Source organism: Ruegeria sp., from assembly GCF_965199275.1.
In the GTDB taxonomy this organism is placed as follows: domain Bacteria; phylum Pseudomonadota; class Alphaproteobacteria; order Rhodobacterales; family Rhodobacteraceae; genus Ruegeria.
On the sequence record NZ_CBDAQX010000021.1, the window covers coordinates 153,176 to 177,351 of the forward strand.

A 24,176-nucleotide genomic window follows, 5' to 3' on the forward strand; every position below is an offset into this window, starting at 1 on the left:
CTACCGCACGACGTAAACCGAGACATTTGCGTGCCGCACCACACGGGCGGCGTTCGGTCCCAGAAGATAGTCCTTCAGATCTGGCTTGTGCGCCCCGATTACGATCAAATCGGACCCCGCACTTTCCGCTGTTTTCAGGATCTCTTGATAGGCGGTCCCGGTGGCGACGACATGCCGGACGGAGGCGTTGCGCTCTGCACCCAAGGTCGCCACGCATAACTCGGTCAACTCAGCCTGTGCCTGTTCCAACGCCTTCTCGTGGTGGTCGGCCTCGAAGAATCCCGAGACCCAGCTTTCGCCATAGTCTGGAAGGACTGTCAATCGGCATTGAATAATGACCCCCCATCGGCGTCCAAATTTGACCCCCCCTTGGAGCTAAGAGGGGCGTTGAGGGGGTCGTGTTTAGGTTGATTCAGGAGGGGGTGGACAGCAGGTCAAACCGAAAAGAGAGCGTAGCTCGACTGAAGGTTTGACCTGCTGTCTGTTTTGAATTTATTCCCCGATTTCGAGGTTAGTCGCGGTGGTTAATTCGCCAGCTTTCGTTCCCGGTTTCGATGATATCGCAATGGTGTGTCAGTCGATCCAGGAGAGCAGTGGTCATTTTGGCATCTGTGAACACACTCGGCCATTCAGCAAATGCGAGGTTGGTTGTTAGCAGAATAGACGTTCGCTCGTACAGTTTGCTGATGAGATGGAAGAGTAATCGTCCACCAGACTCTGCGAACGGCAGATAACCGAGTTCGTCTATAATCACGAGGTCGACGCGGATCAGCTGCTCGCTGAGCCGCCCGGCGTTGCCTTCGCGATGTTCAGCCTCCAGCTTGTTCGCGAGATCCACAGCGCTGAAGAACCTGACCCGCCGGCGGTTATTGACCGCGTGGCCCCCGATCGCTGTTGCGAGATGCGTTTTGCCCGATCCGGTTCCACCGACCAGCACGCCATTCCTGGCCTGGTCCATAAAATCGCCGTCATGAAGATTGCGCACGACTTCCTCGTTGACGGGGTGTCGAGAACATTCTGAATTGTCCGGTGTAGGTAACATGCCAATTGTCCGCTTCAGTTGATTGCGCGGTGGCCCAATTCGGAGGGAGCCGTAGGCGACCGTAGATTTGGGCCACCGCGTTCGCGCCACGTCGAAGCGGGTCACGCGACTTTGTGTTTGCTATCCTCCTGTGTGATGGGTGATCCGTCAGGCTGGTAGCGGCCAATGCATCTCGGGCCGTGGAAGATGACCAGTTGACCATCGGGGTATTCGTGGACCCTGACCTTCGCCTTGACGAAATGATGACGGTGCCTGTCTGCCGCGATCTGCATGACCAGGCCCTTGTAGCGCACCGTATTGTCGTTGCCGACGACGCGGTCTTCCTGCACACACAGGGTGTCGCGCACATTGCCTGTAAACGGCACGAAGGCCGAGGTCGTATCCTCCGGCTCCTTTGCAAACAGGGCATTGTGTTCGGGAAGATAGACCTCTTTCAGGAACTGATTGGCCTCTTCAATGGTTGTGATCCCATGGGACCGCAGTTCCTGCGGCAATCGGTTCTGGAACGTGCCAAACATGCGTTCAGACCGTCCACGGGCCTGCGGTGAATAGGCCGGGATCAGCTCAATGCCGAGTTGCTGCAAGGCGCGCCCGACCTGGGTCAGATTGTCCTTGTCCACTTTGCCGCCCGCTTCGGGCGTATGCCAGTAATGAGAGCCCCGATCGGCATAGAGCGAGCAAAACAGACCTTGCGCCTCGATCACCTCTGTCAGCCCCTGAAAACTGCTCATCGTCCCTTCTTCCTCGACAAAGAATGCCGAATAAACCCGGTTGGTGGCATCGTCCATGGTGACGATCAGATCCCACCACTGACCCGGAACCCATTCATGGCTGGAGCCGTCCTGATGCAACATCATGCCAACCATCGGACGGCGGGGCCGCTTGCGCCGATGGGCACCTCGTCGGGGTGCTGCCTGAACCCGGCCGTGGCGCTGCAGTGTAAGCCGCACCCAGTTGTAGCTCTGTGTGAAACCATGGTGGGCCACCAGCTTCTCGTGGAAATGCTTCGGCGTGTAATCCCAGTACTTGGTATCAAACAGTTCAAGCATCTCCATGACCTTATCCGTGGCAACACGATTGTTGGCCAGTTTGCCAAGCCGACGGTCGTACAGACCTTCTGCACCATCCGCCTCAAATCGATCCTCCCAACGCCTGACGGTGCGCACGGATACACCCAGTATCTCAGCCGCCTGTTCTTGCGTCAGCTTGTTCGCGCTTCGCCGCGAATACACATCTTCAAACTTCATCAGTCGAACTTCCTGTAACACTTCTGCTCGGTTCATAACGCCTCCTCTCAGAGACAGAATAGAACCGGACAGATCGCATGTTACATACACCGGACATATCGCGTGTTAGCGACACTTCCTCGTTGACGGGGCTGACCGTGAAGTCGAACTCAGGTAAGGACTTGCAGACCGGGAACTTTGCGGCACCCATCTGATACCGGATCGAGCGCGCAGTCTTTTCGGCCAGTTCGGCCGTGAGGAGTTCGGCCACGACCTGTTGGGGCCGCCAGTTGTTTTTGGCTGCGGCCTGCATCACTTCGTCAAAGCAGTTGACGATGCCTGGCAACTTCAGTTGACGGGCAAGTTCGAGAATTTCCTTACGCAGTTGCATGGGAGCCTCCAAGCCTGTCATAGCGAGCGCAATCCGCGATCGGTGCCATTTTCAGCTGCAGGTGGGCAGGCGGCTCAATCGCCTTTGGCGGCGGGGGATTGGTGCGCCGAGAGACAATGTTCAGGATCGCATCGGCCTTGCGCAGGCCAGATTTTAGAGCTTCTTCGCAGGCAGCCTCGACCACATCAATGTCGTGCTGGTAAGCAGCGAAAAGAATATCGGCAAGTTGCCGGTCTCCGTCGGATGTGCCCCGCAGATGGGTCCAGATCTGCGTCATTGCCGGTGGTAGGTCCCAGTCACGGAACGGTGCTCCATTGCGCAGAGCGCCAGGCTTGCGCTTGAGGACGGGCACATAGTGCCAAGGGTTGAAGATCGTTTTTCCTCGGCCGAAGCACCGTTCGTGCTCTCCGACAATCTCACCGTCTTGGCGCAGGACAATCCGCGTGGCGTAGACCTGCAACTGGACCTGACGTCCAACAGCTCTTGCCTCAACGCTGTATTTGTTTCTTTCGAAGTTGATCAGGCAGGTTCGGCTCACGGCGACCGTCTTTTCACGGAACCCGACGAAGGGCTTCTGCAGATGCGTCAGCAGCGGCTTTTCCTGCTGGAACTCCTCCCAGACCGTCACCTCCAGGTTTTCCGGATGCCGCAGTTCTTTTGCGCGTTTGATCGCGTCTTTTTGCAGCCGGGCATTCAATTCATCGAAGTCGGCCACCTCCAGACGCGGTGTAAAACTATAGGCGCGGCTCTCCTTGACCAGATTCTCAACCTGACCCTTCTCCCAACCGGCCGCGCGCGTACAGGCGATCGGGTTCACCAGATGATGAGAACACATCCGGGAGAATGCCTTGTTGAACTTTCTTTCCTTGCCCGACAGGATCGCATCGACGGCGGTCGTCATGTTATCGTAGATCCCGTTGATGCAGCCTCCACCAAAGAATTTGAAGGCCTCGTCGTGGGCATCAAAGACCATCTCCTGCGTCTCGCGCGGATAGGCAATGGAGAATGGCATGCGGCTATGGCAAAGTTTGAAATGGGCAACCTTCACGGTCGTGAGTGCACCGTCCATCAAAACCGTCTCCACACTCCAGTCGAACTGGTACGCCTCCCCAGGATCAAAGATCAGCGGGATGAACGCCTGCGCCTGTTGTCGGCCGTGCGCAATGCGCCAATTCTTTGTGTAGCGTCGAACACTGTCATACCCGCCGCCAAAACCATCATCGGAGAGTTCCTTCCAGATTTTGGTCATCCGCTTGCGGTGTTTCTTCGGAAGCGCCTCGTTCTCCTCAAGCGTTTCATCCAGACGCGCGCGCCAAGGCCCGAGCACCGGGTATGGCTGCGATTTGCGCTCATATTTGAACTCCGTCACTCCCGATCGGATTATCTTTCGAACCGTTGCACGGCTCAAATTGAGCGAACGGCAAATTTCCTCCTGACTTCCGACCTTTTTGTTGATCTGACTGGGTTTTTGGTTTGTTTTCAGGTGTGGTTGCTCAGAGGCGCGTTGTAGTGCCCCATTATTATAAAAAGTATTGACATGGGCCTTCAGATGGCTAACCTCTTCGCCCATGTTCATCCGCACCAAACATGACGCAAAGCTCAACCGCACACGGATCCAGATCGTTGAATCCGTCCGCACCGGCTCCAAGGTACGCCAGAAGATCCTGCGCCATGTGGGTGTGGCCCATAACGACAGCGAGATTGAGGATATCAAGCGTCTGGCGGGCCGCTTGATGGAGCAATTACGCATTGATCGCTCGCCGCAAATGGAACTGTTCACGCCCACGGAATATGCCGATCTGCAGGCGCTGGTGCGCCGCGCTCCGCGGCCGGACAAGCTTGGCGTTGATCTTGCCGAGTGCCGTGAGGAGGCGCGGGTCTCTCTGGGTCTGCGGGATGTCATGGGGACGATGTATGACCAACTGGGTTGGGGGGCCCTTCTGGGGGCGGCGCGTAAAAGTGCCAATCGCATTGTGAAAGAGCTGGTTATGGCGCGGATCGCACAGCCCGAGAGCAAGCGCGCGACCGTGGAGGCGTTGGAGAACCAGGCAGGCATCACGCTCAATCTGGACGTGGTCTATCGGAGCATGGATTACATCAATACGCCGGTGATAGACGGGATTTGCAAAACCTCTCACGCGGCGGCAGAGAAGTTGCTGGGCGGGCCAGTGACCGTGCTGTTCTACGATTGCACGACCCTGGCCTTTGACACCGAGCGCGAGGACCCGGCCGAGGATGCGGACGGGGTCGAGCAGGATCATCTTCTGGCCAAGGGCTTCAGCAAGGATGGCAAGCATCACCGCGCTCAGGTCATGCTGGCGCTGATCGTCACCTCCGATGGGCTGCCTGTGGGCTATGAACTCTTCCCGGGAAACACCTGGGAAGGTCATACGCTGGAAGCTGCGCTGAAGGCGTTGGAGGGACGCTTCGACGTGGCCAGGGTCACGTTCGTGGCCGATGCCGCCATGCTCAGCAAGGACAACCAGCAGATGTTGCAGAACAAGGGTCTGCCCTACATCCTCGGCTATCGCATGAAGTCCGCCCCGGCCGCCGTGAAGGCGAACATTTTGAGCCCGGAGGGACGCCAGCCTTGGGCTGGACACGGTTCTGAAGAGGCAACCGAGAAGGGCTGGTACAAGGTGATCGACCAGGAGGGAGCGCGGGTCATTGTGACCTGGTCACCCACCCGGGCACGCAATGATGCCCACAAGCGCGACAAGGCAATCGAAAAGCTGCACAAGAAGCTCAAGCGCTCTCGCAAACCCGGCAGCTTCAGCAGCCGGGGATATGGCCGCTTCCTGGCCTTCCCCGACAGCGGGGACGTCACGCTGGATGATGCAAAGATCAAGGCAGCGGCACAATGGGACGGGCTGCATGCCATTGTTGTTCATGGTGCGGACGAACTGGAGGCACAGGACGTCATTGCCCGCTATCACCAGTTGTGGGAGATCGAAGCCTGCTTCCGCACCAACAAGCACGATCTGAAAATCCGGCCCATCTATCACTGGTCGCCGCGTCGGGTCCGGGCCCATATCGCCATCTGCTACATGGCCTTCTGCTGCCTGCAGCACCTGCGCAAGCATCTGGACCTGCTCGGACACCCGATGAGCCCGGCTCGTATCCGCAACGAGTTGAACGCATTGCAGCTCTCGATCCTGCGCCACAAAGGCACCCCTGACCGCTACGGCATGCCAAGCCATGCCACGGTCGATGCCAGACGCATCCTCACCTGCGTCGGCCTGACCTGGAACGAAGCCCCTTTCAAGATACCCCCCGGGCGCACCCGAAAAACTGGCCAGACCAAAGCCTGAGCTCCCTCAACACTCCGAAACAATCGCTGGCGAAAAAAGTCCGTGTAGTGCCTTTTGGCAACCAAGGCATAATAATATCAATGACTTATACGAAAAAATGTCGGAAGTCAGGAAATTGAGCGAACGGCAAATTTCCTTGATGCTCTTTTTTTCGATCAGGTGTAAGCGACGCACTTTTCTAATAGTTTCCACGCAAATCATCCCGCTTGCCTCTCCATCGACTGCTCAATGAAAAGGATGTCTACAACCATAGGGAGGGGTCAAATTTGGACGCCGATTTCCCCGCTTAGGGGGTCAAAATTGCACGCTTTTCTACATGGAAGGACGGTCACCACATCCAGTTGCGCGCCGTCCATATCTGCCAGTGCGGCCGCTTTCTTCAGCACCGGGCTGTCCAGATCACCATTGCTGATATCTACGGCGCAGAGAACCGATTGTGTCATGCCGCCACCTCTTCTTGTCTGGCGGCCCGGCCGCGTTGCAGGAAGGCGATCAGGCCCAACAAGAGCATCGCCGGGATATAGATCAGCTGTTTCGGAGGCTGAGCGGACGGCAGGCTGACCGAGCTCAGACGCACCGCGTCATCGCCGTAATAGTCGAATATGCCAAGCTCATCCGCGACAGGCGAACCGAACAGAGGCTCTTCGAGCTTGACCAGTCCGTCCTCTTCCAAGAGCAGTAGGCCCATGGCGTCAACGCGCGCGGCACCGCCCTCTTCATCGCCGACAGTCACGACAACGGTAGTGTCCGTCATCTCGAGCGTGTCGAAGTCCGGTCCACTGACAACAACGCGGACCTCGGTGCCCGGAGGCGTTTCTCCGATGGTTTCCACGAAGGCGGCTGGCTCGACCGAGCTAAAGGGTGGCGAGATCCGGTCCATGAAGAAGTCTGGCCGGAACAGCGCAAAGGCCACCGCGATCAGAGCAACGCTTTCATAGATGCGGTTATGGGTCAGGAAATAACCCATGGTACCCGCCGTGAAGACCAAAATCGCAATCGTAGCAAATATGGCAACGGTGATCCCTTCGACCCATGTCACGTCGATCAGCAGCAGGTCTGTGTTGAAGATAAACACAAACGGCAGCGCAACGGTCCGCAGGCTATAGAAGAAGGCCGTGAAACCGGTACGGATCGCATCACCACCGGACACAGCCGCAGCCGCAAAGCTCGCCAACCCAACCGGAGGCGTCACGTCCGCCATGATCCCGAAGTAGAACACGAACAGATGCACGGCGATCAGCGGCACGATCAGTCCGCTCTGCGCGCCCAGCTCAACAACCACACCCGCCATCAGAGAGCTTACGACGATGTAGTTCGCCGTGGTCGGCAGGCCCATACCCAGGATCAGGCTGAGGATACCAACCATCACCAGCATTAGGATCAGGTTGCCGCCCGACAGGAATTCGACCAGATCGGCCATCACTTGGCCCACACCGGTCAGGGTCACGGTTCCCACGATCACGCCCGCCGTGGCTGTAGCCAGAGCGATCCCGATCATGTTGCGCGCGCCGTCGATCAGGCCCTGCCACAGATCGGCAACACCATCGATGAAGCGGTTGTAGACCTCGCTCTCGTCCCGGAAGATCGCCTTGAGCGGCTTCTGCGTCAGCAGGATCACGAACAGTAGCGCCGTTGCCCAGAAGGCAGACAGACCGGGTGATTTCTGCTCGATCATCAAGAAGTAGACCAGCACGATGATCGGCAGCAAATAGTGCAGACCCGCCTTGTAGATGTCTGCGATGACGGGCAGTTCCACCTCTTTGGCATTTGGATCATCCGGCTCAAGGTCAGGGACCTGCGCAGCCAGATACAGCAGCGCCACATAGACTGCGCAGACGATCAGGCTAAGCACCATGCCAGCGGCGGTTGGCACCATGCTGGTGACCGCTTCGACCGGGTATTGCGAGCCATAGCACAGGCCAGCAAAGACGATGAAGAAGGACAGCATCCCGACCACGGTCCGCGCGAGGTGAACCTCACGGTTGCCCAATGTCGGCATGTTCCGCTTAACGGCTTCCAGATGCACGATGTAGACTAGCGCGATGTAAGAGATCGCAGCCGGCAGGAAGGCATGGGTGATGACCTCAACGTAGGAAATACCCACATATTCCACCATCAGGAAGGCCGCGGCCCCCATGACAGGTGGCATGATCTGGCCGTTCACGGATGAGGCAACCTCGACCGAGCCCGCCTGTTCGCTAGAGAAGCCGACGCGCTTCATCAGCGGAATGGTGAACGTACCGGTGGTCACAACATTGGCAATCGACGAACCAGAGATCAGACCGGTCGCCGCCGAACCCACGACAGCCGCCTTGGCCGGGCCACCGCGTAGATGGCCGAGGGCGCCGAAGGCCATCTTGATAAAGTAATTCCCTGCCCCGGCCTTATCGAGCAACGCTCCGAATAACACGAACAGGAAGACGAATTTCGTCGAGACTCCAAGCGCGATGCCGAACACGCCCTCGGACGTGATCCACATATGGCTCATAGCTTTTTTAAGACTCGCGCCTTTCCAGCGGATCACCTCAGGCACCCATTCGGACGAGCCGAAGAAGACATAGGCAAGGAAGATCGTCGCGATGATCGCCATGGCCGGGCCAAGCGCACGACGCGCGGCCTCGAACAGCAACAGCAACCCACCCAACGCGACCCATTTATCGGTGTCGTCCGCCAGACCGCCTGCATTCACGATCTTGTCGTAGAAAAAGTAGCCGTAGAGCGCCACAAACGCGCCCAGCAGCCCCATAATCCAGTCCTGCACGGGGATATAGTTCCGAGGGCTGGATTTCAGCGCCGGATAGGCCGCAAAAGCCAAGAACATCGCAAAGGCCAGGTGGATCTGGCGCGAGTTGTTGACCACGCTGCCAGGCAAAACGACGTTTGATACCGGCGAGGCCAAAACGACCTGAAACACCGACCAAAGCGCGGCGACAATCGCCAGAAAGATCCCGACACTACCGACCGGGTTACGACCGCCCGCGTCGGAGGAGGCAACAAGCTCCTGCAGCTCTTCTTCGGATAGCGGTCGGTTGGATTGCGTGTCGGAACTCATATAAATGTCTCCCCGTCATGTGGCCTTTTTGGCCTTATTTTTGCCCGTTCGATCCGGGCTTGGGTTGCAGGGCGCCCTTGGGCACCCTGCTTCAGGTCTGGTTTACTGAACCCAGCCTTTTTCTTTGTAGTACTTTTCAGCACCCGGATGCAGCGGAGCCGACAGGCCGTCCGCGATCATCTCTTCGGGCTTCAGGTTTGCAAATGCAGGGTGCAGCTTTTTGAAGTCGTCGAAGTTCTCGAAAACCGAGCTGACAACTGCATATACAGCATCTTCCGACACATCTGCCGATGTTACGAAGGTCGCGCCAACACCGAAGGTGGTGGTGTCACCGTCCGAGCCACGGTACATGCCACCCGGAATGGTCGCAGTACGGTAGTACGAGTTGCCGTCGATCAGGCCGTCAATCGCGTCGCCAGTGACGTTCACCAGAACGGAATCACACGCGGTGGTCGCTTCCTGGATCGAACCCGACGGGTGACCCACAGTGTAGATCATCGCGTCGATCTGGTTGTCACACAGAGCTGCCGACTGCTCGGCCGCTTTAAGCTCAGATGCCAGTTCGAAGTCGTCCAGCGTCCAGCCCATAGCTTCCAGAACAACGTCCATAGTGCCGCGCTGACCGGAACCGGGGTTGCCGATGTTTACGCGCTTACCTTTGAGGTCTTCAAAGCTGGCGATGCCGGAATCGGCACGGGCCACAACGGTGAAGGGCTCGGGGTGTACCGAGAATACGGCGCGCAGGTTTTCGAAGGGGCCAGCCTCTTCGAATTTCGATGTGCCGTTATATGCGTGGTATTGCCAGTCGGACTGGGCCACACCAAACTCCAGCTCACCCTCACGGATGGTGTTGATGTTGTAGACCGAGCCGCCGGTCGATTCGACCGAGCAGCGCACGCCGTGTTCCTTGCGGCCTTTGTTGACCAGACGGCAGATCGCACCACCGGTGGGATAGTACACGCCGGTTACGCCACCTGTACCGATGGTGATGAACTCTTCCGCATAGGCGGCAGGTGCCATCATCGCAGCGGTCACAAACGCGCCGAGGCTAAGCTTGCTGCTGTTTTTCATTTAAGAACTCCCATTATTATGACTTGGGCGGGAAAAGGCTGACGCCTCCCTTTCGGGACCCGCATTGGGGATTGTGCCGATAGGTCAGATCAATCCGCATTGCAACAGGGCCAGCTATATAGATTTTCCGATATCTCCCAACAGGTCCGAGGTTTCATTCAGATACGCTGAAAGTCAAGGCCAGCCCTTCAACAGAACGCCTCTCGCATCAGATATGAGGTTGTTTTCAAATCTTTCCCCATCGAGCGGCGGCTTCTAAGCTATTTTACCCGCAGCGAGATAAAACCGTTTTATTCAGAGGATCGCGGGTTAAATGCCCAATAAGGGTGCACATGCGTAGCAAGACATCACTTGAAAAAGAAAAAACAGAGAGCAGGTTCCCCTAACCCTCTGTTTTTACTTTGGTACCCAAGGCCGGACTCGAACCGGCACGGTATCACTACCGGGGGATTTTGAATCCCCTGCGTCTACCATTCCGCCACTTGGGCCACGGACATTGGATTAGCGCCCCTAACCGGGAAGGTCCAGAGGCAAAAACACACTGCCCCGTCGATTGTTGGCCGCACGGCAGTTGACCCTTCCGCACGCCCGTGGTTTGCCTGTCACGACCTGAGACGCGACTGTGAGAGTGTGATGCTGCGATCCCTGTATGACTGGACCATTCGGCTGGCCGAGCACCCTCGTGCCCTATGGGCTCTTGCAGTCGTGGCTTTTATCGAAAGCTCATTCTTTCCAATCCCACCCGATGTCCTGATGATCCCGATGATTCTGGCGCGCCCCTCGAAGGCGTGGCTCATTGCAGGCGTTGCCCTGGTGGCCTCGGTTCTGGGCGGTATGCTGGGCTATGCGATTGGCGCCTTTGCCTATGAAAGCATCGGACAACCCATTCTCGAATCTATGGGCAAGGCCGACGCGATGGAAGAGTTCAACACCCGCTTCAACGATTTCGGCTTCTGGGCCGTGCTGGCCGCCGGTGTGACCCCCTTCCCCTACAAGGTAATCACCATCATGTCCGGCTGGACCGGCATGCCGCTGGGTACCTTCATTGCGACCTCGATTCTGGCGCGTGCGTTGCGGTTCTTCCTTGTGGCAGGCCTGCTGTGGAAGTTCGGAGAGCCGATCCGGGACTTCATCGAAAAGCGCCTCGGGCTTATGTTCACCCTGTTCATCATCCTGCTGTTCGGTGGGTTCCTGGCGGTTAAATATCTATGACAAAACGATCAACTTACGTGATCCTCGCAGCCGGAGGGTCGGCGGCCCTGTTGTTGGGCGCCTGGGGATTTCAGTATCTTGGCGGTCTCGCCCCCTGCAAAATGTGCATCTGGCAACGCTATCCCCATTTTGCTGCAGTCGTGATCGGTGCTTTGGCCTTGATGCTGCCAAAACTCAACCCGCTACCGCTGATTGGAGCCTTCGCTGCGTTGATCACAGCCGGAATTGGCTTCTTTCACGCGGGCGTTGAGCAAGGATGGTGGGAAGGTCCCTCAACCTGCACCTCGGGTGATATCGGAGGGTTGTCGGCAGAAGAGCTGATGAACCAGATCATGGCAGCCCCGCTGGTGCGATGCGATGAGATTCCGTGGGAAATGTTTGGTCTGTCCATGGCCGGATGGAACGCAGCCATATCTGCGGTTTTGGTATTGCTCTGGCTGGCCGCGTGGCGGGCGAAGGCTTAAGCCTCGTCCAGTTCCGCGTCCCAATAGAGGAAGTCGATCCAGCTGTCATGCAGGTGGTTCGGCGGGAATTTCCGTCCAATATTGCGCAAGGCCTCCGCATCGGGCTGACGCGGTGGTTTGCGCAGGTTCATGCCTGCCTGACGCAGCGACTTGGAACCTTTGCGCAGGTTACATGGGCTGCACGCGGCAACCACGTTCTGCCAACTCGTCACCCCTCCGGCGGCACGCGGCACAACGTGGTCAAAGGTCAGGTTGTCGCGGCTTCCGCAATACTGGCAGCGGAATTCATCCCTCAGAAATAAATTAAAGCGCGTGAAGGCCACGCGCTTTCTGGGTTTTACATAGTCTTTGAGGACAACCACCGACGGTATTCGGATCTCGGTACTCGGGCTGCGGACCACTTCGTCATATTCAGCCACGATGTCGACCCTGTCCAACCAGGCCGCCTTGACCGCCTCCTGCCACGGCCACAGAGACAAGGGATAGTAAGATAAAGGGCGGTAATCGGCATTCAAAACCAAGGCCGGATGCTGTTTGAGCATACCCGGTTCTCTTACAAAATCGGTCCTGAAGTCTCCGTCCATCACAGAATCGCTCCTCGCTCTCAGCTGCCCGTTTGTGACACCAGAGCGGGGAGCACCCGCCCCGGCCTTAAGATAACTATATATCGTGTTAAAACTCTGACAAGCCCTGAGTTTCACACATCTTGTCCAGTTCCGTGTCGCTAACACGCGATATGTCCGGTGTATGTAACATGCGATCTGTCCGGTTCTATTCTGTCTCTGAGAGGAGGCGTTATGAACCGAGCAGAAGTGTTACAGGAAGTTCGACTGATGAAGTTTGAAGATGTGTATTCGCGGCGAAGCGCGAACAAGCTGACGCAAGAACAGGCGGCTGAGATACTGGGTGTATCCGTGCGCACCGTCAGGCGTTGGGAGGATCGATTTGAGGCGGATGGTGCAGAAGGTCTGTACGACCGTCGGCTTGGCAAACTGGCCAACAATCGTGTTGCCACGGATAAGGTCATGGAGATGCTTGAACTGTTTGATACCAAGTACTGGGATTACACGCCGAAGCATTTCCACGAGAAGCTGGTGGCCCACCATGGTTTCACACAGAGCTACAACTGGGTGCGGCTTACACTGCAGCGCCACGGCCGGGTTCAGGCAGCACCCCGACGAGGTGCCCATCGGCGCAAGCGGCCCCGCCGTCCGATGGTTGGCATGATGTTGCATCAGGACGGCTCCAGCCATGAATGGGTTCCGGGTCAGTGGTGGGATCTGATCGTCACCATGGACGATGCCACCAACCGGGTTTATTCGGCATTCTTTGTCGAGGAAGAAGGGACGATGAGCAGTTTTCAGGGGCTGACAGAGGTGATCGAGGCGCAAGGTCTGTTTTGCTCGCTCTATGCCGATCGGGGCTCTCATTACTGGCATACGCCCGAAGCGGGCGGCAAAGTGGACAAGGACAATCTGACCCAGGTCGGGCGCGCCTTGCAGCAACTCGGCATTGAGCTGATCCCGGCCTATTCACCGCAGGCCCGTGGACGGTCTGAACGCATGTTTGGCACGTTCCAGAACCGATTGCCGCAGGAACTGCGGTCCCATGGGATCACAACCATTGAAGAGGCCAATCAGTTCCTGAAAGAGGTCTATCTTCCCGAACACAATGCCCTGTTTGCAAAGGAGCCGGAGGATACGACCTCGGCCTTCGTGCCGTTTACAGGCAATGTGCGCGACACCCTGTGTGTGCAGGAAGACCGCGTCGTCGGCAACGACAATACGGTGCGCTACAAGGGCCTGGTCATGCAGATCGCGGCAGACAGGCACCGTCATCATTTCGTCAAGGCGAAGGTCAGGGTCCACGAATACCCCGATGGTCAACTGGTCATCTTCCACGGCCCGAGATGCATTGGCCGCTACCAGCCTGACGGATCACCCATCACACAGGAGGATAGCAAACACAAAGTCGCGTGACCCGCTTCGACGTGGCGCGAACGCGGTGGCCCAAATCTACGGTCGCCTACGGCTCCCTCCGAATTGGGCCACCGCGCAATCAACTGAAGCGGACAATTGGCATGTTACCTACACCGGACAATTCAGAATGTTCTCGACAGCCCTGAGTTTCCACAATATGTCGCAGACTGGGTAAGCCGAATCCGTAACAGACAGATGACAGTTATCCACAGGTTGCACACAGCGTGTTTTGCAGGCTATGGCGGTGGCATGAGCTGGTTCATTCGATTCAACAAACCCTTTGACGTGCTGCCGCAGTTCACAGACCGCGCAAACGCCGAGTCGCCGCGCAGCACCTTGTCGGATTTCATCGACCCGCCCGGCGTCTATCCCGCCGGTCGGTTGGACCGTGACAGCGAAGGGCTGATGTTGTTGACCGACAATGGCAAGCTGCAGGCGCAGATATCAGACCCGAAACACAAGATGGCCAAAACCTATTGGGTGCAGGTCGAAGGCGAGCCGGATATGGCGGCCCTCAAGGCCCTGCGCGATGGGGTCGAGTTGAAGGATGGCCTGACCCGCCCCGCCAAAGTACGTCAGATTGATGAGCCCGAGGACCTCTGGCCCCGTATTCCTCCAATCCGCGAACGCAAGACCGTGCCGGACAGCTGGATTGAGCTGACGATTCGCGAGGGCAAAAACCGGCAGGTGCGCCGGATGACAGCGGCGGTTGGTCTGCCGACCCTGCGCCTGATCCGCTGTCGCATCGGAGACTGGACGCTTGAAGGGCTGAAGACGGGTCAGTGGGACAGCCTGCCGATGCCGCAGATACAGGCTACGGCTCAGCGCAAACGGGATCGACGCCCCCGACGGTGACAGACCACACGCGCCGGGCTAAACTGAACCACATGAAGGTGACACCCGAGATACCGGCCCCCTCTGCCATCTTGGAAGCGGCGCTTTATGTCGATGATCTGGACGCCGCCGAACGGTTCTACGGTGAGGTTCTGGGGCTGGAAAAGATACAGCGCATTGAGGATCGCCACGTGTTTTATCGGGTCGGAGCCTCTGTTCTGCTGATATTCAATCCTGAAAAGACCCAGCAGCCGCCACTGAACCCAGACCTGCCTGTCCCTCCGCACGGCGCGCTTGGGCCAGGGCATGTGTGCCTCGTCCTGACGCGGGATGAGATGGCTGCAATGCGAAAGCACCTGTTGGATTGGAACATCCCCCTGGATGCCGAGTTCGATTGGCCAAACGGCGCGCGGTCCCTTTACGTGCGCGATCCTTCTGGCAACTCAGTCGAATTTGCCGAAGGGCACCTTTGGGCCCGAAACCGTCAGCGCAAGGGCTGCTTTTCTCCGCCCACAAAGCGATAGATCTCGCTTGAGATCACCCCAACCTCAGCCAATACGGCTTGGAATGTAGCCATATGCGGGGCGGCGAAATGCGCCTCTAACGCGGCCTGATCCTGCCATTCTTCATAGACCCGGAAGAGGTTCGCATGGCCCAGAACCTGGCTGAATTCATAGATCAGGCAGCCCGGTTCTTTCACCGTTTCAGCGACCATCGCCCTTGCAGCCTCTGCTGCCTTGTCAACATGATCGGCCGAGACTTCGACGGTTCCGGTGACAATCAACATGCGTTGCCCTTTCCAAGATCAAAGCGTTTCGAAATTCGATTGACCGGTGTGCCATCCCGCAGTGGGCGGCCATAGTCCACAGAATAGTCAACGAACCCCATTTTTCCGTAGTAGCCAAGGCCCGGCGAATTGTCCGCGCGTATGGTGGCGTTGATCGCCTTGAACCCCAAGGCCGCCGCAGTTTTCGAGGTTTCTTGAAACAACGCACGCCCTGCGCCACGCAACGGAGGATCGCGCCGGGTAAAGGTGGCAATATCCGCACAATCTTCGGGCAGTGCATCATGAGTACCCAACCACTGAAACCCGGCCACCGCGCCTTGGTCATCCAAAGCGACATGGCAGCAGATTTTGTCAGCCCCGGTCAGATAGCTCTGTGAAAACAACGCCTCTGAAAAGGGAATTTCATGCGCGGTCGTTCCACCTGCGGCGATGATATCGTTGAGGATGCGGCAGGCGTCGGCCACATCCTCGGGCATCATGGGGCGAACCGCGATCATGCCTACAGACTCAGCTTGTCGCGCATGAAGGCTAGCGCCACGCTCAGGCCGTCCGGCGCGATACCGTGGCCGGTGCCTTTCATGACATGGGCGTAGACTTCTTTGAAATCCGCCGCTTGCAGGGCCTCGGCCGCCTCAGGCAGCGATTGCGGAGGCACCACGTCATCCGCATCGCCATGGACCAGCAGGATCGGCATCCGACTTACGGTTTCGTCAGGCAACAAGTCTGGCTCCAGCAAGCGGCCCGAGAACGCGACGATCCCGGCCACAGGGTCCTCACGGCGTGGCGCGACGTGCAGGCTCATCATCGTGCCTTGGCTGAACCCGAACAATACAACCTGCTCGGGAAGCACGTCTTCGTCGACCATCAGCGCGTCGAGGAAAGCGTTGAAGTCGTCGCTTGCCATCTCCATGCCGCGTCGGGATTCTTCCTCTGACGAGCCGTCGATCCATGGGATTGGGAACCACTGAAACCCGTTTGGCATTCCGGGGATCTGCTCCGGCGCATCGGGGGCGACGAACAGCGTGTCGGGCAAATGCTCGCCTAATGGGTCGGCAAGGCCCAACAGATCGGCCCCGTTCGCCCCATAGCCGTGTACGAACACCACGACCGAGCGTGTGTCGCCCGAAACCGGCTCTTTCCTGAGCGCGTTCAAAACCCGTGTCATCTGATCCCTTCTCTTTGCTTGGCCACCCGGTAATAGGCCCACAAAACCCGCGCCGCAACCGACCGCCAGGGCGACCATGCCTTGGCCATCTGCCTGAGTTCCTTGTCCGTCGGACGTTTGGGTAAGTCGTAGAGAACCCGCGCCGCCTCTTGCAGGGCCAGATCACCCGGAGCGATCACGTCGGCGCGGCCCAGCGAGAACATGGCGTAGATCTCGGCGGTCCAGACACCGATGCCGGACACCTCGGTCAGGGTCGAAATGACCTCTGCATCAGGTGCGTCGCGTAACGCCTTGTAATCAATACGTGCTTCGGCCAGAGCACGGGCATAGCGGATCTTCTGTCGGCTTAGCCCGACGGCCCGCAAATCCTCATCCGTCGCCCACATGATCTTGCGGGGACCGGTCAGTTTCGCCTCCTGCATCCGCTTCCAGATCGCATTTGCCGAGGCCACGCTGACCTGCTGACTGACGATTGCGCTCAACAACTGCGCAAAACCATCCGGTTTACGACGCAGAGGCAGCGGCTCCGTCTGTTCTATCGCATAGGCCATACGCGGACAGGATTGAGCCAGCCACTCGGCCCCTTCGGACACACAGGCGTTGGTTTCGATGATGCGTCCGACGGACATGTGCGCTCCGATGTTTTCGGTCACTTGCACGTTAGGGCGCTTTGCCGCGTATGCAACCCGCTTGTGCAAGCTGCAGATCGCCGATACGCATGGCGTCATGACTGTGATTTCAGAGACCCCGAACGACTATCAGGCCAAGCGTAACGTTGCAGTCCTTGTGGCCGCGCAAGCTGTTCTGGGCGCGCAGATGCCGATGATGTTCATTGTCGGAGGGCTGGCCGGCCAATCGCTGGCCACAAACGCCTGCCTTGCGACGCTGCCCATATCGCTGATCGTTCTTGGATCGATGCTGGCGGCCACGCCTATCTCTGCGATCATGCAACGCTGGGGCCGTCGCGCCGGGTTTCTGGTCGGAACCACCGCCGGTGCGCTTGGCGGTTTGATCGGAGCATATGGTTTGTATCTGGGCTCTTTCCCGGTCTTCCTGATCGGCAGCCTGTTGACCGGCATCTACATGAGCGCGCACGGATTTTACCGTTTTGCGGCGGCGGATACGGCATCGGACGCGTTTCGGCCCAAGGCTATTTCTTACGTGATGGCGGGCGGGCTGGCGGCTGCCATTATTGGCCCGCAGATCGTCAAGCTGACCTCAACGGCCTATGTCATTCCGTTCCTGGGCACCTATCTGGCTGTGATCGGCATCAATGTCATCGGCTCGGCGTTGTTCTTCTTTCTCGACATCCCCACGCCGCCACGCGCGAGCGAAGACAGCCCCAAAGGTCGGTCGCGGATCGAGATGTTGAAGACACCTCGGATCGCCGTCGCCATCATTTGCGCCATGGTGTCCTACGCTCTGATGAACCTCGTGATGACCTCGACCCCTCTGGCTGTGGTCGGGTGCGGATACACGGCCAATGATGCCGCAGATGTGGTGACTGGCCACGTGCTCGCCATGTATATCCCCAGCTTCTTTACCGGCCACCTGATCGCCCGTTTTGGCGTCGAAAAGATCGTAGCGCTTGGCCTTGCCATTCTCGGTGCCGCAGGTGTTGTCGCCCTTCAAGGGGTGGAGCTTGGCAACTTTTTCGTCGCGCTGATCCTGCTTGGGATCGGTTGGAACTTCGGCTTCATTGGCGCGACCTCAATGCTGGCCGATTCTCATGACGTGAATGAGCGTGGCCGGATGCAGGGCATGAACGACCTTTTGGTGTTTGGCGGCGTGACCTTTGCCTCGCTGGCCTCGGGTGGGTTGATGAACTGCTCGGGTGGGTCCCCGGTCGAAGGGTGGACGGCTGTGAACCTTGCCATGGTTCCCCTGCTCACACTGGCCGGAGGCGCACTGTTGTGGCTGGTCATGCGCCCGGCCGAGCCTGACACGGTCTGATCACCAACGGCCCGTGCTAGCGGTCCACATCAGCGATATCCTTCGGCTGAGTTCCCCCTGCGCCAGATCCCCGCGCGCGACCCGTGCGGGATTGGCCAGAACCTTCCGCAAAACCCAATCGGCCTGCCATCCGGCATAGAGCGCCGGACGAGCGGCGCGAGAAACCTCAGATCGCCTGCTGCGTGCCGATTTCAACCGCCTCAGCGCAGTGTCCGCCAACGCGCGTACTCCGTCTTCAGTGCCGTCAAGCAAGGGAATCCGCCCTCGGGCCTCCAGCTCCGGAATGGCCCGAAACCAGTTCGCGACGCCGACTGCATAACCGAAATCGCGCAAAACACCCTCATCCGCAGCCCCGAGGGATTGCGCAGCCACCACCATCAACGTGCCAGCGCTTTGGTCGACGTAGTTCTCGAAATGCTCGGTATCTTCGAACGGATCGCGGTAGATATCCCACCGCCTGACAGCCACGTATTCATCCAGCAAACCGGCTAGATGTGGCGACAACACCCTAGACAGAGGGGTCACCACCTCATGCCGCCGCACCTGTTGCCCTGCGGCAATTTCCTGCAACGCATCGCGCCACCACTGAAGGCGCATTTCAGCAATCATCGCCTCTTGTGTGACCCATGGTGCGCGCGCAATTTCGGCATTCAACGCATAGATCGGAAACAGAGTGGTCCTCGCTTCGACGGGTGAGGCCATGGTGGCAAGAAATCGGTCCGGATCGGCCTTTTGCACCAGGGCCGCACAAGCCTTTACGTCATCGTCAAAGACGGCAGTCACTCGGCCGCCGCTTTCCGATGCCCGCTGTCGCGGACCAGTTTCCACTGGATCGCCTCCAGCAGTGCCTCGAACGAGGCGTCGACTATGTTGGCACTTACACCCACGGTCGACCAATGCCGCCCCTGCCCGTCTTCGCTGTCGATGATGACGCGGGTCACCGCCTCGGTCCCGCCTTGGGTGATCCGCACCTTGAAGTCGACCAATCGCATATCCGACAGCACCTGCGAATACTGCCCCAGATCTTTCGCCAGCGCCTTGGAGAGCGCGTTCACCGGCCCTCGGTCGCTACCTTGATCATCCACCGATTCACTGACCGAGAGCTTCTTTTCACCGTCCACTTTTACCACAACCACGGCCTCGGACAGGCTGACCATTTTGTTGTACTTATTCTTGCGGCGTTCAACGGTGACCTTGTAGCGCTTGACCTCAAAGAACTCGGGCATCTGCCCTAGCTCATCACGCGCCAGCAGTTCGAAACTCGCCTGAGCGGTATCGTAGGAATACCCCTCAGCCTCGCGCTGTTTGATCCTATCGAGGATACGGCCAAGGGCTGGATCGCCCTTTTCAACCATCAGGCCTGCGTCGGTCAGCCGTTTGCGCAGGTTCGACTGCCCGGCCTGGTTCGACATCGGGATGATCCGCGTGTTCCCAACCGTCGCCGGGTCGATATGCTCATAGGTCGAAGGGTCCTTGAGGATCGCGCTTGCATGCAGCCCCGCCTTGTGCGCAAAGGCCGAGGCCCCAACGTAAGCCGCTTGCTTGCTGGGCACCCGGTTCAGGATATCGTCCAACATCCGGCTCACCCGCGTCAGACCCGCCAGAGCCTGTGGGTTGACACCGATCTCGAACCCCGAGGCATAGGGCTCTTTCAACAGCAAGGTCGGGATCAGAGCGGTCAGGTTGGCATTGCCACATCGTTCTCCCAACCCGTTGAGAGTTCCCTGAATCTGGCGCGCGCCTGCGTCGACAGCCGCCAGTGAACACGCAACCGCGTTTTCCGTGTCGTTATGGGTGTGAATACCCAGCCGATCCCCCGGCAGGCCAGCGGCGATCAACTCGGACACGATGCGCCCGACTTCGGATGGCAAAGCACCGCCATTCGTGTCACACAACACCACCCAACGCGCGCCCGCGTCCAAAGCGACCCGGCAGACCTCGGTCGCATAGGTCGGGTTATCCTTGTAGCCGTCAAAGAAATGCTCGGCGTCGAACAGCGCCTCACGCCCTTGCGCCACAAGATGCGCGACCGAGGCCCGGACGTTCTCGACATTCTCTTCAAGCGAAATTCCAAGCGCATGGGTTACGTGGTAGTCATGCGATTTGCCCACCAAACAGACAGCCTGCGTTCCGGCATTCAAAACGGCGGCCAGCACATCGTCGTTCTCGGCCGACCGTCCGGAGCGTTTCGTCATGCCGAAGGCTGTCAACCGGGCAGAGGTCTTCGAAGCGACCTCGAAAAACGCGCTATCTGTCGGATTCGCCCCGGGCCAACCACCTTCGATATAGTCCACCCCCAGCGCGTCCAATGCCTGCGCGATCTGCACTTTCTCTGCCGTCGAGAACTGCACACCCTGCGTCTGCTGCCCGTCGCGCAGGGTCGTGTCGTAGAGATAGAGGCGTTCCTTTGTCATGGCTTGCTCCCGCTGGCCCAGAGTAGTCGATCTTTCCACGTGGCGCGCGGATTTCCTTCAAACATCATCCAGTTTTGACGCATCAAATCCCGCAGCCGGAACCAGTTCAACGCCTTCTTTGCTCATGCGCACTTCCAGACCTGCGGCGACAAAAGCGGATTTCAAACGGTCCACTTCCGAGAAGTCCTTGCTCTGCATCGCTTCTGCACGAGCCTCTGCCAATTTGGCAGCGAAAGTACTCAGATCCACCGCTTCGGCCCAGGCGCCCATATCTTCGCCCAAAAGCCCAAGAACCCGAGCGCTGGCTAGCAGAGCCGCCGCATCTCCTTCCGCAGCCAAACGATGCAGTTCGGCGATGGCACCCGCTGTGTTCAGGTCGTCCGACAGCGCCTCAATGACCGAGGGGGCCGCGCTGGCGGCGGGCTCGACGCCCGCTGTCAGCGCCCGCCACTTGCGCAACGTCGCCTCGGCTTCACGTGCCTTCTTCTCGGTCCAGTCCATCGGTTTGCGATAATGAGTCTGCAGGAAAACAAAGCGGATCACCTCACCCGGCACGCCTTGTTCCAGCAAGTCATGCACGGTGAAGAAATTGCCCAGCGACTTGGACATCTTTTTGCCTTCGACCTGCAGCATCTCGTTATGCATCCAGACCCGCGCGAACTCACCCTCGGGGTGCGCGCAGCAGCTTTGAGCGATCTCATTCTCATGATGCGGGAACATCAGATCATTGCCACCGCCGTGAATATCAAAACTCGCGCCCAGCAACTCATAGCTCATGGCCGAGCATTCAATATGCCACCCCGGACGGCCCCGACCCCAAGGCGAGTCCCACCCCGGTAGTTCATCGGTCGAGGGCTTCCACAGCACAAAATCCATCGGGTTCTTTTTGTAAGGTGCAACCTCAACCCGTGCGCCGGCAATCATGTCATCGACCGAGCGACCGGAAAGCTTGCCATACCCCGATTTCCAGCTATCGACAGCAAACAGCACATGCCCTTCGGCAGCATAGGCATGACCCTTCGCGATCAACCCTTTGATCATTTCGATCATCTGCGCGATATACTCGGTCGCGCGCGGCATTGCTTTTTCGCAATTTTCTCCGCGTATAGATGGTTTCAACGTACCAAGCTTGCCCATGTCATGCAGATACCAGCCGATAGTCTCGTCCGAGCGTTCCTGCACCAACTGCTCCAACGGCCCCTGGGCCCCGGCCTGTTTGCGGGCCAAAGCAGTCGCGTTGATCTTGTCATCCACGTCGGTGAAATTGCGTACGTAAGTAACCTGATCCGTACCGTAGACATGGCGCAGCAACCGATACAGGACATCGAAAACCACCACGGGCCGCGCATTGCCCAGATGGGCCCGGTCATAGACAGTGGGCCCGCAGACATACATCCGCACGTTGTCGGAATCGATCGGAACGAAGTCTTCCTTCATCCGCGTCCGTGTATTGTGCAGCTTGATTGTCGTCATCACTCGGGCTCCTAAAGCTTGCGCGTTGGCGCGGGCTTAGCAACTTGTCTCAGGGATGAAAACGAAAGAAACCGGCCCGCTTGAGAATTCAGCAGGTAATGCAGCAGATAATGATGCAGGTCATCCGGTTCATGCGCTCGGCATAACATGCGTCGCGCGCCAAGCCAAGGCTTGAGTTCGCGCGTCTTCTCCAGCACTCTGCACGTATGAGCCGGGATTTCGTCAACTCTATCTGCCGCGAGCTGCCAGGGGCCGAGTGGTCCGACCCCTGGGGCGGCGGGCATGATGCGTGGAAGGTTGGCGACAAGATGTTCGCCTGTATCGGGACCGCAAATGATGGCGTTTCGGTCAAAACACCCGATATCGAAACCGCGCAGATGCTGATTGATGCAGGTGTCGGTGTGAAAGCCCCATATTTCCATCGCAGCTGGGTTCGCCTGCCCTTTGACGCGGATGAGGACGAAATGCGCTACCGCCTTGCCGCCTCTTACGATCTGGTGCGTGCGTCGCTTACAAAAAAGGTTCAGGCCACCCTTCCTGCGCGAAGCTGATTGACAATTTAGGATCGCTCTGCCCCTGTCGCCACAAAGACAAACCGAGGCAAGACCATGAAACTGTCAGATCGCATCACGCAGATCACCGGAGGCGGCAGCGACGGGTGGGATGTGTTCTATCGCGCGCGCCGCATGGTCGCCCAAGGCCACGCCGTGACGCAGCTGACAATCGGCGAACATGACATCGGCACCAATGCCTCGATCCTGGATGCGATGAACCGATCGGCCCGCGACGGCCATACCGGTTATGCCATGGTGCCGGGCACCGATCTGCTGCGCGACACGGTCGCCGCACGGGTTCAGACCCGGACCGGAGTACCAACCACCCGAAACAATGTCCTGATCACTCCGGGCGGACAGGCGGGGTTGTTTGCGGCTCATATGGCTGTGTGCAACCCCGGCGATGTCGGGCTGTTCCTTGACCCCTACTATGCCACTTATCCCGGCACCATTCGCGGAACCGGAGCTGTGGCTCGGGCGGTTCCGACCACAGCCGAGGATGCCTTTCAGCCGCGGGCCGAACAGATCGAGGCCATGGCCGATGGCGCGGTCTCGTTGCTGATCAACACGCCGAACAACCCGACCGGAGTGGTTTATTCACCCGACACGCTAAAGGCCATCGCCGAACTGTGCCAGAGACGCGACCTGTGGCTGATCTCGGATGAGGTCTACGACACGCAGATATGGAACGGCAAACATCTGTCTCCGCGCGCCCTGCCCGGTATGGTCGATCGCACTCTGGTCGTCGGGTCCATGTCGAAATCCCACGCCATGACCGGATCACGCTGCGGCTGGATCATTGGCCCAGAAGAGGTCATCAGCCACCTCATCAACCTTGCCACCCACACCACTTATGGCGTCCCGGGTTTCATTCAGGATGCCGCGCGCTTTGCCTTGAACGCGGGCACAACACTCGAAGACGAAATCGCCGCCCCCTTCCGTCGTCGTCGGGCCCGCGCGCTAGAGGTGCTGGCCGAACAGAATACCATCGGCCTCGTCCCCGCGGATGGCGCGATGTACCTAATGTTGGATATCCGTGCGACCGGTCTGACCGGTGAGGGGTTTGCAAATGCCCTTCTCGATAAACACGCGATTGCCGTCATGCCCGGAGAGAGCTTCGGCACGGCCGCTGCAGGACACGTCCGCGTTGCTATGACTGTCGATGACGATCGTTTCGAAACGGCTCTGAAGACGATCTGTACCTTCGCGTCCGAAATGGCAGGTCAGCAAGCCGCCGAGTGAAGGCGC

General features: G+C 58.5%; 24 protein-coding genes, 1 tRNA gene and 2 pseudogenes. 9 read left to right on the forward strand and 18 right to left on the reverse strand.

The window, feature by feature from the left end:
- The 5 genes and pseudogenes from ACOERD_RS15490 to istA all read right to left on the reverse strand — a co-directional run.
- Nucleotides 1-321, reverse strand: a pseudogene (locus tag ACOERD_RS15490) (universal stress protein); the annotation flags it as partial.
- Nucleotides 322-511: 190 nt separating this feature from the next.
- Nucleotides 512-1,003 (reverse strand): annotated as a pseudogene (istB, locus tag ACOERD_RS15495) (IS21-like element helper ATPase IstB); the annotation flags it as partial.
- A gap of 140 nt (nt 1,004-1,143) precedes the next feature.
- The gene (locus tag ACOERD_RS15500) at nt 1,144-2,325 is read right to left on the reverse strand and encodes an ISNCY family transposase (RefSeq protein ID WP_419737631.1); all 1,182 of its coding nucleotides are present in this window, start codon (nt 2,323-2,325) and stop codon (nt 1,144-1,146) included.
- Nucleotides 2,279-2,659, reverse strand: a complete 381-nt coding sequence (locus tag ACOERD_RS15505; RefSeq protein ID WP_419739630.1) for an ATP-binding protein — start codon at nt 2,657-2,659, stop codon at nt 2,279-2,281. The genes ACOERD_RS15500 and ACOERD_RS15505 overlap by 47 nt, the downstream gene beginning before the upstream one ends.
- The gene (gene istA / locus ACOERD_RS15510; RefSeq protein ID WP_419739631.1) at nt 2,646-4,235 is read right to left on the reverse strand and encodes an IS21 family transposase; all 1,590 of its coding nucleotides are present in this window, start codon (nt 4,233-4,235) and stop codon (nt 2,646-2,648) included. The genes ACOERD_RS15505 and istA overlap by 14 nt, the downstream gene beginning before the upstream one ends.
- Here istA and ACOERD_RS15515 point away from each other — a divergent pair.
- On the forward strand, nt 4,228-5,970 hold the full coding sequence (locus tag ACOERD_RS15515; protein ID WP_419737624.1) for an IS1634 family transposase: 1,743 nt from the start codon (nt 4,228-4,230) through the stop codon (nt 5,968-5,970). The genes istA and ACOERD_RS15515 overlap by 8 nt on opposite strands.
- Before the next feature lie 6 nt (nt 5,971-5,976).
- Here the strand turns inward: ACOERD_RS15515 and ACOERD_RS15520 are convergent, their stop codons facing one another.
- The 5 genes from ACOERD_RS15520 to ACOERD_RS15540 form a co-directional block, all read right to left on the reverse strand.
- A complete protein-coding gene (locus tag ACOERD_RS15520; protein WP_419739632.1) occupies nt 5,977-6,171 on the reverse strand; it encodes a hypothetical protein in 195 nt (64 codons plus the stop codon).
- A 59-nt stretch (nt 6,172-6,230) separates the two neighbouring features.
- Complete coding sequence (locus ACOERD_RS15525; protein WP_419739633.1) at nt 6,231-6,413, reverse strand: hypothetical protein; 183 nt, start codon at nt 6,411-6,413, stop codon at nt 6,231-6,233.
- The gene (locus ACOERD_RS15530) at nt 6,410-9,022 is read right to left on the reverse strand and encodes a TRAP transporter permease (protein WP_419739634.1); all 2,613 of its coding nucleotides are present in this window, start codon (nt 9,020-9,022) and stop codon (nt 6,410-6,412) included. Before ACOERD_RS15530 ends, ACOERD_RS15525 begins: the two co-directional genes overlap by 4 nt.
- 102 nt (nt 9,023-9,124) lie before the next feature.
- Nucleotides 9,125-10,093, reverse strand: a complete 969-nt coding sequence (locus tag ACOERD_RS15535) for a TAXI family TRAP transporter solute-binding subunit (protein WP_170373646.1) — start codon at nt 10,091-10,093, stop codon at nt 9,125-9,127.
- A gap of 402 nt (nt 10,094-10,495) precedes the next feature.
- Nucleotides 10,496-10,581 (reverse strand) — tRNA-Leu (locus tag ACOERD_RS15540).
- A 145-nt stretch (nt 10,582-10,726) separates the two neighbouring features.
- Between ACOERD_RS15540 and ACOERD_RS15545 the strand changes: the two genes are divergently transcribed.
- Entirely contained in the window at nt 10,727-11,305 is a 579-nt protein-coding gene (locus tag ACOERD_RS15545) for a YqaA family protein (RefSeq protein WP_419739635.1), read from the forward strand.
- On the forward strand, nt 11,302-11,769 hold the full coding sequence (locus ACOERD_RS15550; protein ID WP_419739636.1) for a disulfide bond formation protein B: 468 nt from the start codon (nt 11,302-11,304) through the stop codon (nt 11,767-11,769). Before ACOERD_RS15545 ends, ACOERD_RS15550 begins: the two co-directional genes overlap by 4 nt.
- Here ACOERD_RS15550 and ACOERD_RS15555 read toward each other — a convergent pair.
- The gene (locus tag ACOERD_RS15555) at nt 11,766-12,353 is read right to left on the reverse strand and encodes an HNH endonuclease (protein WP_170458136.1); all 588 of its coding nucleotides are present in this window, start codon (nt 12,351-12,353) and stop codon (nt 11,766-11,768) included. The genes ACOERD_RS15550 and ACOERD_RS15555 overlap by 4 nt on opposite strands.
- A gap of 213 nt (nt 12,354-12,566) precedes the next feature.
- Between ACOERD_RS15555 and ACOERD_RS15560 the strand changes: the two genes are divergently transcribed.
- From ACOERD_RS15560 to ACOERD_RS15570, 3 genes are all read left to right on the forward strand, one after another.
- On the forward strand, nt 12,567-13,748 hold the full coding sequence (locus ACOERD_RS15560) for an ISNCY family transposase (RefSeq protein ID WP_419737631.1): 1,182 nt from the start codon (nt 12,567-12,569) through the stop codon (nt 13,746-13,748).
- Nucleotides 13,749-13,997: 249 nt separating this feature from the next.
- The gene (locus ACOERD_RS15565) at nt 13,998-14,603 is read left to right on the forward strand and encodes an rRNA large subunit pseudouridine synthase E (RefSeq protein WP_419739637.1); all 606 of its coding nucleotides are present in this window, start codon (nt 13,998-14,000) and stop codon (nt 14,601-14,603) included.
- A gap of 32 nt (nt 14,604-14,635) precedes the next feature.
- Nucleotides 14,636-15,106: a VOC family protein gene (locus tag ACOERD_RS15570; RefSeq protein WP_419739638.1), complete on the forward strand. Its 471-nt coding sequence runs from the start codon at nt 14,636-14,638 to the stop codon at nt 15,104-15,106.
- Here ACOERD_RS15570 and ACOERD_RS15575 read toward each other — a convergent pair.
- The 4 genes from ACOERD_RS15575 to ACOERD_RS15590 are packed head-to-tail and all read right to left on the reverse strand — an operon-like array spanning nt 15,067 to nt 17,163.
- Nucleotides 15,067-15,369 carry a putative quinol monooxygenase gene (locus ACOERD_RS15575; RefSeq protein WP_419739639.1) on the reverse strand — a complete coding sequence of 101 codons (303 nt, stop codon included), beginning with the start codon at nt 15,367-15,369 and terminating at the stop codon, nt 15,067-15,069. The genes ACOERD_RS15570 and ACOERD_RS15575 overlap by 40 nt on opposite strands.
- Nucleotides 15,363-15,866, reverse strand: coding sequence for an N-acetyltransferase family protein (locus tag ACOERD_RS15580; RefSeq protein WP_419739640.1), 504 nt, complete (start codon nt 15,864-15,866; stop codon nt 15,363-15,365). The genes ACOERD_RS15575 and ACOERD_RS15580 overlap by 7 nt, the downstream gene beginning before the upstream one ends.
- Nucleotides 15,867-15,868: 2 nt before the next feature.
- Entirely contained in the window at nt 15,869-16,534 is a 666-nt protein-coding gene (locus ACOERD_RS15585; protein WP_170479682.1) for an alpha/beta fold hydrolase, read from the reverse strand.
- On the reverse strand, nt 16,531-17,163 hold the full coding sequence (locus ACOERD_RS15590; protein WP_419739641.1) for a DNA-3-methyladenine glycosylase family protein: 633 nt from the start codon (nt 17,161-17,163) through the stop codon (nt 16,531-16,533). Before ACOERD_RS15590 ends, ACOERD_RS15585 begins: the two co-directional genes overlap by 4 nt.
- Nucleotides 17,164-17,260: 97 nt before the next feature.
- Here ACOERD_RS15590 and ACOERD_RS15595 point away from each other — a divergent pair, with 97 nt between their 5' ends.
- Nucleotides 17,261-18,487 (forward strand): MFS transporter, encoded by a 1,227-nt coding sequence (locus ACOERD_RS15595; RefSeq protein ID WP_419740151.1) that lies wholly within the window; start codon nt 17,261-17,263, stop codon nt 18,485-18,487.
- Here the strand turns inward: ACOERD_RS15595 and ACOERD_RS15600 are convergent, their stop codons facing one another.
- Genes ACOERD_RS15600 through cysS form a run of 3 tightly spaced genes read right to left on the reverse strand, consistent with a single transcriptional unit; the run spans nt 18,488 to nt 22,374 of the window.
- Nucleotides 18,488-19,270 carry a squalene/phytoene synthase family protein gene (locus ACOERD_RS15600; RefSeq protein WP_419739642.1) on the reverse strand — a complete coding sequence of 261 codons (783 nt, stop codon included), beginning with the start codon at nt 19,268-19,270 and terminating at the stop codon, nt 18,488-18,490.
- Nucleotides 19,267-20,901, reverse strand: coding sequence for a citramalate synthase (gene cimA, locus ACOERD_RS15605; RefSeq protein ID WP_419739643.1), 1,635 nt, complete (start codon nt 20,899-20,901; stop codon nt 19,267-19,269). Before cimA ends, ACOERD_RS15600 begins: the two co-directional genes overlap by 4 nt.
- 57 nt (nt 20,902-20,958) lie before the next feature.
- Nucleotides 20,959-22,374 (reverse strand): cysteine--tRNA ligase, encoded by a 1,416-nt coding sequence (gene cysS, locus ACOERD_RS15610; protein WP_419739644.1) that lies wholly within the window; start codon nt 22,372-22,374, stop codon nt 20,959-20,961.
- Between the two features lie 206 nt (nt 22,375-22,580).
- On the opposite strand from cysS, the gene ACOERD_RS15615 reads away from it, so the two are divergent.
- Both ACOERD_RS15615 and ACOERD_RS15620 read left to right on the forward strand, forming a co-directional pair.
- Nucleotides 22,581-22,925, forward strand: a complete 345-nt coding sequence (locus tag ACOERD_RS15615) for an MmcQ/YjbR family DNA-binding protein (protein ID WP_170467074.1) — start codon at nt 22,581-22,583, stop codon at nt 22,923-22,925.
- A gap of 57 nt (nt 22,926-22,982) precedes the next feature.
- Nucleotides 22,983-24,170, forward strand: coding sequence for a pyridoxal phosphate-dependent aminotransferase (locus tag ACOERD_RS15620; RefSeq protein ID WP_419739645.1), 1,188 nt, complete (start codon nt 22,983-22,985; stop codon nt 24,168-24,170).
- The last annotated feature ends 6 nt before the right edge of the window (nt 24,171-24,176 follow it).